The 6,121-nt window shown below is 67.1% G+C and carries 4 protein-coding genes and 2 pseudogenes; 5 read left to right on the top strand and 1 reads right to left on the bottom strand.

The features are described from left to right. Window positions 1-492 precede the first annotated feature (492 nt). Window positions 493-758: pseudogene (locus AB0J67_RS38575) on the bottom strand (IS630 family transposase); the annotation flags it as partial. A gap of 32 nt (window positions 759-790) precedes the next feature. On the opposite strand from AB0J67_RS38575, the gene AB0J67_RS38570 reads away from it, so the two are divergent. From AB0J67_RS38570 to AB0J67_RS38550, 5 genes and pseudogenes are all read left to right on the top strand, one after another. Beyond that, complete coding sequence (locus AB0J67_RS38570; protein ID WP_363490363.1) at window positions 791-1,396, top strand: hypothetical protein; 606 nt, start codon at window positions 791-793, stop codon at window positions 1,394-1,396. A gap of 272 nt (window positions 1,397-1,668) precedes the next feature. Next, a complete protein-coding gene (locus AB0J67_RS38565; protein WP_363490361.1) occupies window positions 1,669-2,346 on the top strand; it encodes a GGDEF domain-containing protein in 678 nt (225 codons plus the stop codon). Window positions 2,347-2,795: 449 nt separating this feature from the next. Next, window positions 2,796-3,740 carry a sigma-70 family RNA polymerase sigma factor gene (locus AB0J67_RS38560; protein WP_363490359.1) on the top strand — a complete coding sequence of 315 codons (945 nt, stop codon included), beginning with the start codon at window positions 2,796-2,798 and terminating at the stop codon, window positions 3,738-3,740. 379 nt (window positions 3,741-4,119) lie between these two features. Beyond that, window positions 4,120-4,738: pseudogene (locus tag AB0J67_RS38555) on the top strand (IS701 family transposase); the annotation flags it as partial. A gap of 87 nt (window positions 4,739-4,825) precedes the next feature. Continuing rightward, window positions 4,826-6,121, top strand: a 1,296-nt coding sequence (locus AB0J67_RS38550) for an ISL3 family transposase (RefSeq protein WP_363490357.1), incomplete at its 3' end; no start/stop codon positions are given.

Below are 6,121 nucleotides of genomic sequence, written 5' to 3'. Positions count from 1 at the left end.
TATCGATGCCGCCACGCCGAGGTCCTGATCATCAACCCGAGGCCACTCGGCCACACACGTTCCTACCAGCGGTAACGCTTATCTTCCCGGCATTGGGTTAAGGACCGCGTCTTTATTGAGCTGTTGCTGGTCAGCGGGTTGAGTCGTACGACTGTGCGGAGGCACACTACGCGCAGGTCAGTTGTTGACACCGCTGAAGTGTGTCGCCTCGCGTTTGTAGCGTCGCTGCAGGCAACGAAATCGTTTGACTAAGGAGTTTCCTGCCCTACCTGCAGGCGCGCCGAAGTGACCCCTGAGTCGAGACCGTGCACCTCCTCACTTGGCATTCTGCGAGGAGCCGAAGTGTGCTGGTTCCACGGAGCAGGTGCGCCGATGACTTCCCGGCGTCAGGCTGCGGCGCTGGTGCTCGACTCCGACCGCACAATCCGCGATGTGGGCCGTAAGCTGGGCGTCAATGGCTAGTGCTCTGGCCGCACACGTTCGCCGGGTTGGTCAGGTCGCTGCGGTGAGTGGGCGTCCGCCCCAGCGGATGCCCTTCTCGCTGCGGACGCGGGCTCGTTCGCAGCGTTGGGCGGCCAGGACGTCGGGGTGGCGGGCGTTGGCGTTGCGCCAGCGCAGGTAGGCGTGCAGCGCCCGGGTCTGGGCGGTGTGGTTGCGGTAGTGGGACTTCGCGATAGTGAACTGGCGCAGCGGGCCGAAGTGGGCCTCGATCGAGTTGGCCAGGAGGCGTAGGCCGGGGTGTAGCACAGCTCGACGCGGCCTTCGCGGGCGGCGGATGAGGAGTGAGGCGATGGCGCCGACGTGGCTGGCAGTACGGGTCGGGCTGGTGTCAGGGCGCGGCGACGACTTCTGGCCGCGGTCAGGGCGGGTCTTCGCCGCCGCGCCGTCGCACACGTTCGCGCAGCTGGGCCAGGCCATCGACTCCGCGTTCGCGCGCTGGGACCTGGCCCACATGCACATGTTCACCCTGGCCGACGGCACCAGCGTCACCAGTCTGCGGCAGTGGGACGGCGACGCCCCCGACCGCAGTATCGACAGCCAGGCCACGAAGCTGAGCCGGCTGGCGCCCGGCGAGCTGTTCGCCTACGTCTTCGACTTCGGCGACGACGGGGCACACCTGTGCACCATCGTCGAGCAGAAGATCGACCCCCTCGACACGGCAGGGTTCAAGCCCGACGCGCCCACGGCCTACTGGGGCTGGGGAGCCATGCCCGACCAGTACGGACGCGGCTGGGACGGCGACGACGGCGAATCACCCAAGCCCAAACGCCCCTCCCGGCCGCTGGCCGACCTCCCGCCGATCCTGCCCTGGCGGGGACCTACCCGACGGCGATCACGCCGCGAGGCCGCCAAGCCGGATGCCATCGACAGTCGCCACCTGAATAACACCCCATAGTGTTTGCGAGGCCCAAGGCGCCTGCTCCGACGCGTTTGCTGTGTTGCGCCGCGGCGGAGGGCTCGCTCGCGGCTGCCGCGTCGCTGTTCCGTGACAAGGGCGGGGTGGGGTTGGGAAGAGATCCTCCCTGCCACTGGGCCGTGTAGGGGCGATGGCGGACATGTACGAAACAGCTGTCTGACACCAGATTGAAAGGATCCCGTGAGGGAAGGCGAGCAGTCTGGGCTCGTCAGCACAACGAGGCCGAGAGCCATAGTCTTCGGGAGCATGCCATGACCGCCACGCTGAACAGCCTGATGGCCACCGGCCTGGCGCTGGCCGCATCGGCTGGCTGGGCCAGCAGTTTTGTACGCGCCCGGCGGGAGCGCCGCCAATTCGCCGCTCAGTTGCACAACGCGCGGCAGGCGGCAGCGACCGACGCGCTGACCGGCCTGCCCAACCGCGCCGCGCTGACCGCCCGGCTGGCCGACCTGGCCGGCACTGGGGGCTGGTGCCTGGCGATGGCCGACCTGGACCACTTCAAGACGATCAACGACACCCTCGGCCACGGCACCGGCGACCGAGTTCTCTCTGCGACCGCGGCACGGTTGGCAGAAACCCTGCCCGAAGCGATGGTAGCCCGTCTCGGCGGCGACGAATTCGCGATCATCCTCTCTACCGGATTAGATGGGGCGCTCCCGCTGCTGGAGCATGCCGTGGCCGCCGTCGCACGGCCGCAGCAGGCCCGCGGGCTCCAGCTGACCGTCGGATGCAGTGTCGGCGTGGCCGATTACACGCCGGGCATGGCCAGCGCCGAGCTGATGCGTCGCGCCGACACCGCGCTCTACGACGCCAAGCAGACCCGTGGCCGGGCTGCGGCCTGGACCTCGGAAACCACCCCGCCCGTCCCGACGCCGACCGAACGTCGTCAGACCCGTCCCCGCCCGCCGCACACGCCCGTGCACGCCTGACCCACGACGACGTTTGTAGCTCAGCCGACCGGGCTCGAGTCCTCCTGACACGGCCGGGGACTGAGGGCAGGCGGTGGCCGGGGGGCAACGCGGTGCCAGGCACGCCGCTTCGGGGCATTCTGCGAATCGGGGTGCGCCATAGGGGCAAGGGCTGCAGTTATCAACTTTCTAACGAGCCTCCGGGCGGAAGCAATAGTGGGCTCGTATTGCATCGGGGTACAGCTCTGAGCCATTTCGGAAAGAAAGGTGGGCGGTTCCGCATCAAGGACAGCGCGGCCGCAGATGTCGGGTCGGCCAATGGACTGGAGGTCTTTGCGCTGTAGCAACGGAGGCCCAGCCGGATCGAGACAACCGGCGCCGAAGCAGCAGAGCGTCGTTATCAGGGCACGCACCCCGGAGACCAAGCGGCGGCGTCCGCATAACGAGCCCGGACGGAAGGCGGTATTTCAATGTTCGTCGACGCGCAGCGTACGCTGGACGATGGGTTCGGCCAGCGAGACCTGGTCGGAATGTACTTGGCCGAGATCTCACGGCACCCGCTGTTGGACGCGGCCGAGGAAATCGATCTGGCCAAACGTATCGAAGCAGGACTGTACGCGGCATGGCTGCTCGACCACGACCCACCACCTGCTGGCGCCACCCGCTCCGAACTGAGGCAGATTGTCGCCGAAGGGGCCGCCGCAAAGGCCCGCTTTATCGAGGGGAACCTGCGACTCGTCGTGTCCGTGGTCCGCCGCTATCGCCGCGCCGGCGTCGACATGCTTGACGTTATTCAGGAGGGCAACCTCGGCCTCTACCGGGCCGTCGAAAAGTTCGACTACCGCCGCGGCTACAAGTTCTCCACCTATGGTACCTGGTGGATTCGCCAAGCCATCGGCCGCAACATCGACGCGCAGCGCTTCGGTATCCGCCGCCCCGCCGACTTGCAGGAACAGATCAACCGCATGCGCAAAGCCGAACACGAACTCTGGCACATCGTCGGCGACCAGCCCACTAGCGCACAGGTCGCCGACGCCACCGGCATGACGGAACAGCGGGTGGCCGATCTGCGCCGCTGGTCAGCAAGCACGGTGTCCCTCGACGCGCCCGTCACCGATGACAGCAGCGCCACCTTCGGCGAATTCATCGTTGACGACCACGCCCCCGGCCCGGCCGACATACGGGAAGCCGACGAGGAACGCGACCTCCTCCGGCAGTTGATCGACAGGCTCGATCCGCGCTCGCAACTGCTCATCCGGCTACGCTACGGCCTCGACATCGACGAACCGCTCAGTCTTGCCCAGACCGCCGCACGGCTTAATCTGTCCCGCGAACGTATCCGCCAACTCGAAGGCAAAGCGTTAACAACGCTCCGCCAACTCGCCCACCGCACTAGAGCATTCACTGCTACGTGAAAAGCGGGCGGCGAGCCGAACCTGTTCAGCGGACGGATTTGTGCAGTAACCGGCTCAGGCTCACATTCGGTGATCAGGAGGCATGACAACGGCCAATTGCTCTCCTAGTACTCCAGTTGCAGTTTGCTAAAGCGTAGTCTTCGCTGGTAGTGGCATGTTTTGGCGATGTGCTGGTGTGCGCGACGCCATCGTGACCATCGATTGACTTGATCGGCGGCGGGTATGGCGGCGGTCAGGTGTGCCAGGAGACGGCGGACCTCGGCGACGGTGAGCAGGATGAGTCCGGACGACGCTCGGGCGGCGTGATCATCCTATGTAGACTCCAGCACTTGTGGCTCTTGACGATCTTCATGGCTGGACGGCTTCGTTCGACGACCTTATGGCACGCATCGCCGGCAGGTTCTACCGGGCCGAGCCGCGCAGAAGAGTCCGCTCGTACCTGCTCGCGCTGCTATCACCGATCGCCGGGCAAGAACGGCTGGACGATCGCCGAGACCGCCGGCGAAGCGACACCGTGGGGCATGCAGCGGCTGCTCAACGGCTCATGCTAGGACCCGGACGAGTTCCGAGACGACCTACGCGACTACGTCCGTGAGCACCTCGGCGACCCTGACGGCGTCCTGATCGTCGACGAGACAGGCTTTCTGAAGAAGGGCGTCAAGTCCGCAGGCGTTCAACGCCAGTACTCCGGAACCGCCGGCCGTACCGAGAACTGCCAGCTCGGCGTGTTCCTGGCCTATGCGGGTCGGCACGGCAGGACGCTGATCGATCGGGAGCTCTACCTGCCCCGGGGCTGGTGCGAGGACCTGCCGCGGCGCCAGGAGGCTGGCATCGACGACCGGGTCGCGTTCGCGACCAAGCCAGCTCTGGGTCTGCGGGTGGTCGAACGGGCACTGCGGGCCGGGATGCCCGCCAGGTGGGTGACCGCAGACGAGGCATATGGCCAGGACTCCAAGTTCCGAATCGCACTCCAAGAGCTGCGCGTCGGCTATGTGATTATGTTCGTCAGATCGGGGTTCTGGCGCACTTTCCGCGAATGATCTTGTGCTTGCGGCCGCTCATCCGATGTGGTGCCTTGACCGTCCGTGTTGCGACTAGAGGATCTTCTGCCGCATCTGGAAGCAGTCACCGTGTATCGGGTCGATCTCACCGATGCAGGGCTGGGTATCCATACTGAGCCGCAGGCCGTCATGGCGGCGTGTCCCCGCTGTGCTTGCCGTAGCAGCCGGGTCCACAGCCGCTACCAGCGGACCCTGTCGGACGTGACGATCGGTGGCCGTCGGGTGCGAATCTGCGTGCGGGTACGGCGATTCTTCTGCGACGACGTGGGCTGCGCTGCTCGTACGTTCGTCGAACAGGTCGACGGGCTGACCGCCCGCCACGCCCGCCGCACGCCGTCACTGCGACGGTTCCTGGAAGCGATCGGGCTGGCGCTGTGCGGCCGCGCCGGGGCTCGACTGGCCGCCACGCTAGGCGCGGACGTCAGCCGCAGCACCCTCATTCGTCTCGTGCGCGCGATCCCCGACCCACCCGCGACCCCAGTCACGGTCCTGGGCGTCGACGACTTCGCCCTCAAACGCGGTCACCACTACGGCACCGTTCTCATCGACTGCCAGACCCGGCAGGTCATCGACCTCGTCACCGGCCGCGACGCGACGGCGTTGGCGACGTGGCTGGCCGCGCACCCTGGCGCTGAGGTGATCTGCCGCGACCGCTCCAGCTCCTACGCCGACGGCGCCCGCACCGGCGCACCCGACGCCGTCCAGGTCGCCGACCGGTTCCACCTGTGGCAGAACCTCGCCACCGCGGTCGAACGCTGCGTCGCCCAGCACAAGGCATGCCTCGCAGAACCCGCAACGCAGACCGGGCAGGCGCTCACGGACAGTCCCGTCAAGCCCACTGGGCGGATGGCACAACGCCGCCGAGAACAACACGCCATCGTCCATGACCTTCTCGGCCGCGGCTACAGCCTGCGCGAGATCGCCCGGCACCTCGGCTGGGGACGACACACCGTACAGCGCTACGCCCGCGCCGCCACCTGGCAGGAAATGGTCGTCGGCCACCGCCGCCAGCGCCCCAGTCTCCTCGACCCCTTCAAAGCCCATCTCCTGTCTCGGTGGACACCCCGACACGGCATGGGCAGCACCCTTTACCGGGAGATCATCCAACTCGGCTACACCGGCGGCTACGCCGTGGCGCGGGCGTTCTTGGCCGGACAGCCCGCAGCCACCCGCCCACCACTACCCGCGACGCCACCCACGGTCCGGCAGGTCACCGGCTGGCTCTGCCGACACCCCGACAACCTCACCAGCGCCGACGCCGAAAAGCTGACCGCCCTACTGGCCCGCTGCCCCGAACTGGCCACCGCCAACCAACTGGTC

It is taken from the genome of Catellatospora sp. NPDC049609 (genome assembly GCF_040675365.1).
Classification (GTDB): domain Bacteria; phylum Actinomycetota; class Actinomycetes; order Mycobacteriales; family Micromonosporaceae; genus Catellatospora.
This window is presented reverse-complemented; position numbering and strand designations above follow the sequence as displayed.

Bases quoted from the DNA above. Each gene is read 5' to 3' on its own strand.
- AB0J67_RS38570 (WP_363490363.1), top strand. From the start codon at position 791: ATGGCGCCGACGTGGCTGGCAGTACGGGTCGGGCTGGTGTCAGGGCGC.
- AB0J67_RS38560 (WP_363490359.1), top strand. From the start codon at position 2,796: ATGTTCGTCGACGCGCAGCGTACGCTGGACGATGGGTTCGGCCAGCGA.
- AB0J67_RS38565 (WP_363490361.1), top strand. From the start codon at position 1,669: ATGACCGCCACGCTGAACAGCCTGATGGCCACCGGCCTGGCGCTGGCC.